A 3191-nucleotide genomic window follows, 5' to 3' on the forward strand; every position below is an offset into this window, starting at 1 on the left:
CGCGCAAGGGCGCGCTCCTCAGGATGACGGTTCGACAGGTGCGAGATTGTACTCGGCAGCCCTACGCCGCCGCGGCGTGGCCGAGCGCGCTGACGATGTTGTCGACGACCTCTTCCACCAGGATGCGATCGTCACCCTCGCCCATGACGCGGATCACCGGCTCGGTGCCGGAGGGACGGATCAAGAGACGGCCATGGCCGTTGAGGCGCTTCTCGCCGTCAGTGATCGCGGACTTGACCTCGGCGGCGTCGAGCGGCTTGCCGCTGCGATAGCGCACGTTCTTCAGGATTTGCGGCAAGGGTTCAAAACGCCGGCAGATCTCCGACACCGGGCGGCGCAGCTTCTGCACCACCGCCAGCACCTGCAACGCAGCGACGAAGCCGTCGCCGGTCGTCGAATAGTCCGACATGATGATGTGGCCCGACGGCTCGCCGCCGAGATTGTAGCCGCCGCTCAGCATCTGCTCGAGCACGTAGCGGTCGCCGACCGGCGTGCGTACCATGGAAAGCCCGTGGCCCTGCAGGAAACGCTCCAGCCCGAGATTGGACATCACGGTCGTGACGATGCCGGGCTTGGCGAGGCGCCCCTCTTCCTTCCAGCTCTGCGCGATCACCGCGAGCAGCTGGTCGCCGTCGACGATGTGGCCGCGCTCGTCGACCAGGATGACGCGATCGGCATCGCCATCGAGCGCGATGCCGATGTCGGCGCGCATCTCGCGCACCTTCCTCGACAGCGCTTCCGGTGACGTGGAGCCGCATTCCTTGTTGATGTTGAAGCCGTCGGGGTCGACGCCGATCGGCACCACGTCGGCGCCGAGCTCCCACAGCGCTTCGGGCACAACCTTGTAGGCGGCGCCATTGGCGCAATCGATCACGACGCGCAGGCCGTCGAGCGAGAGGTCGCGCGGCAGCGTGCGCTTGGCGAATTCGATGTAGCGGTCATGGACGCCGTCGATGCGGCGGGCGCGGCCGAGGCTCGCGCTCTGCGCCAGGCGGCGGTCGAGCGATTCGTCGAGCAGCTGCTCGATCTGCTTCTCGACATCGTCGGACAGCTTGAAGCCCTGCGGGCCGAACAGCTTGATGCCGTTGTCCTCGAAAAGATTATGCGACGCGGAGATCATGACGCCGAGATCGGCGCGCATCGACTTGGTCAGCATCGCGATCGCCGGCGTCGGCATCGGGCCGACCAGCAGCACGTCCATGCCGACCGAGGTGAAGCCCGCGACCATGGCGTATTCGATCATGTAGCCGGACAGCCGCGTGTCCTTGCCGATCACGACGCGATGGCGATGATCGCCACGCTGAAACACCAAACCTGCGGCCTGCCCCACCTTGAGCGCGAGCTCCGGCGTGATCAGCCCATTGGCGCGGCCCCGAATTCCATCGGTCCCGAAATATTTGCGGCTCATGTAACCCCCAACACGGACCTCTCGAACCACCCGGCGAGAGAGTCCTGAACGCCTACCAGTGTAGCGTGCATCGGCCTTATAGACTGCCAGGCGCTAAAATGACTTCAAAAAATATGATGAATCATTACCGCGGCCGAACCGTATTTTTCGGCATTAAGGCGCTGAAAAATATAACATTATGGCCCTTCAGGCAATCCCCGGGAACGACTGTTGTCCCCTACCTCTTGCCGCCTCGCTTGACGTGCTGGTCACCCTTGCTGGGGGCCGGCTGGATTACATTGACAGGGTCGGAACCGGGAAACGTCTCCTCCAGGCCCTCTTCCAGGGCCTCGTCGAGCCGGCGCTTTTCGGCGTTCTCGTCTGCTTTCGGCTTGGAGCCTGATTGCGTCATCGTGCTCTCCCATCCGTCTTCGATTTGGCGGGCCATCCAACCATGCTAGATGACGCCAAGACCGAACAGCTGCAAGACTCGTTGCCAAGACTCGTTACATAGAACTTGCGACATAGAAGAAGGGCCGGGAACGTCCATGAAGCACATTACCTGCATCGAAGATCTGCGCCAGCTGCACAAGCGCCGGGTGCCGAAGGCGTTTTTCGATTATGCCGATCGCGGCTCCTACACCGAGGACACGCTGCGCGCCAATTCGGAGGACCTGCAGCAGATCAAGTTCCGCCAGCGCATCCTGGTCGACGTCTCCAAGCGTACCCTCGCGACCACGATCCTCGGCGAGCCCTCGGCGATGCCGCTGATCCTGGCGCCGGTCGGCCTGCTCGGCATGCAACATGGCGACGGCGAGATCTACGCCTGCCGCGCAGCGCAGGCGGCCGGCATTCCCTTCACCCAGAGCACGATGTCGATCTGCTCGATCGAGGACATCGCGGCCGCCGTCGACAAGCCGTTTTGGTTCCAGCTCTACGTCATGAAGGACCGCGGCTTCATCAAATCGCTGATCGAGCGCGCGATCGCGGCGAAATGCTCGGCGCTGGTGTTGACCGTCGATTTGCAGGTGATCGGCCAGCGCCACCAGGACATCAAGAACGGCATGACGGTGCCGCCGGAGTGGTCGCTGTCGAAGCTGATCGATTTCGCGACCAAGCCGGCCTGGGTGTCCGGCGTGCTGCAAGGCAAGCGCCGCACCTTCGGCAACATCGCCGGTCACGTCAAAGGCATGGACGACATCGTCAAGCTGTCGGAATGGACCGCGTCGCAGTTCGACACCACGCTGAACTGGAAGGACATCGACTGGATCCGCTCGATCTGGCCGGGCAAGCTGATCCTGAAGGGCATCCTCGACGTCGAGGACGCCGAGCTCGCCGCCAAGACCGGCGCGCAGGCGATCGTGGTGTCGAACCATGGCGGCCGCCAGCTCGACGGCGCACCGTCCTCGATCGAGGTGCTGCCGGAGATCGCCGACGCGGTCGGTTCGCAGATGGAGATCATGTTCGACGGCGGCATCCGCACCGGCATGGACATCATGCGCGCGCTGGCGCTCGGCGCGAAGTCCTGCATGATCGGCCGTGCCTATGCCTACGGCCTCGGCGCCGGCGGCCAGCAAGGCGTCGCCAAGGCGCTCGATATCCTCGGCAAGGAGCTCACCACCACGATGGGACTGTGCGGCGTCAACACCATCGCCGAGATCGACGACAAGGTGCTTGCGGTTTAGGGGCAGCTCTCTTCCCTTCTCCCCTTGTGGGAGAAGGTGGCGCGGATGAAATCCGCGACGGATGAGGGGTCTCTAGCCGCGGAGACAGACCCCTCACCCCGCTTCGCTGCGCGAAGCGA

3 protein-coding genes are annotated in these 3191 nt (G+C 63.9%); 1 reads left to right on the forward strand and 2 read right to left on the reverse strand.

The genetic code is table 11. The annotated features are described in order from the left end of the window. Positions 1-61: 61 nt before the first annotated feature. Together glmM and H8A95_RS42235 are read right to left on the reverse strand one after the other, a co-directional pair. On the reverse strand, positions 62-1408 hold the full coding sequence (glmM, locus tag H8A95_RS42230; RefSeq protein ID WP_163161785.1) for a phosphoglucosamine mutase: 1347 nt from the start codon (positions 1406-1408) through the stop codon (positions 62-64). A gap of 217 nt (positions 1409-1625) precedes the next feature. After that, a complete protein-coding gene (locus H8A95_RS42235; RefSeq protein ID WP_229168513.1) occupies positions 1626-1799 on the reverse strand; it encodes a hypothetical protein in 174 nt (57 codons plus the stop codon). Positions 1800-1935: 136 nt separating this feature from the next. On the opposite strand from H8A95_RS42235, the gene H8A95_RS42240 reads away from it, so the two are divergent. After that, complete coding sequence (locus tag H8A95_RS42240; RefSeq protein WP_229188340.1) at positions 1936-3072, forward strand: alpha-hydroxy acid oxidase; 1137 nt, start codon at positions 1936-1938, stop codon at positions 3070-3072. Positions 3073-3191 lie beyond the last annotated feature (119 nt).

It is taken from the genome of Bradyrhizobium oropedii (assembly GCF_020889685.1).
Classification (GTDB): Bacteria; Pseudomonadota; Alphaproteobacteria; order Rhizobiales; family Xanthobacteraceae; genus Bradyrhizobium; species Bradyrhizobium oropedii.

Bases quoted from the DNA above. Each gene is read 5' to 3' on its own strand.
- glmM (WP_163161785.1), bottom strand. From the start codon at position 1,408: ATGAGCCGCAAATATTTCGGGACCGATGGAATTCGGGGCCGCGCCAAT.
- H8A95_RS42235 (WP_229168513.1), bottom strand. From the start codon at position 1,799: ATGACGCAATCAGGCTCCAAGCCGAAAGCAGACGAGAACGCCGAAAAG.
- H8A95_RS42240 (WP_229188340.1), top strand. From the start codon at position 1,936: ATGAAGCACATTACCTGCATCGAAGATCTGCGCCAGCTGCACAAGCGC.